Origin of the sequence: Mesorhizobium sp. M4B.F.Ca.ET.214.01.1.1 (assembly GCF_004791545.1) — a bacterium.
In the GTDB taxonomy this organism is placed as follows: Bacteria; Pseudomonadota; Alphaproteobacteria; order Rhizobiales; family Rhizobiaceae; genus Mesorhizobium; species Mesorhizobium abyssinicae.
Genome location: NZ_SRUX01000273.1, coordinates 1 through 288, shown reverse-complemented (window position 1 = coordinate 288; position 288 = coordinate 1). Strand labels below are relative to the sequence as shown.

Genomic DNA, 288 nt, shown 5'->3' with positions numbered 1-288 from the left:
GCCGAATTCACTCGAAGGTTGGCACACGAAATGGGAAGCCTCAAGGTCGGAGACGGTACACTGGACGGCATCGATGTCGGCCCGCTGGTCAATGCCAGCACGCGGGACAAGGTTGCTGGATTTGTCGCCGACGCCGTAGCCAAGGGTGCCAAGATCGAAATAGGCGGCGTTCTACCGACCGGCAAGGGATACTTTTATCCGCCAACCGTCCTATCGAACGTGCCTGAAGGTGCCGCCTGTGTACATGACGAGATTTTTGGCCCGGTTGCAGCAATCCAGACGTTCAGC

General features: G+C 58.0%; 1 protein-coding gene. It reads left to right on the top strand.

The genetic code is table 11. The annotated features are described in order from the left end of the window. The coding region (locus EN857_RS34220) for an aldehyde dehydrogenase family protein (RefSeq protein WP_135897741.1) at positions 1–288 on the top strand (288 nt) is incomplete at both ends.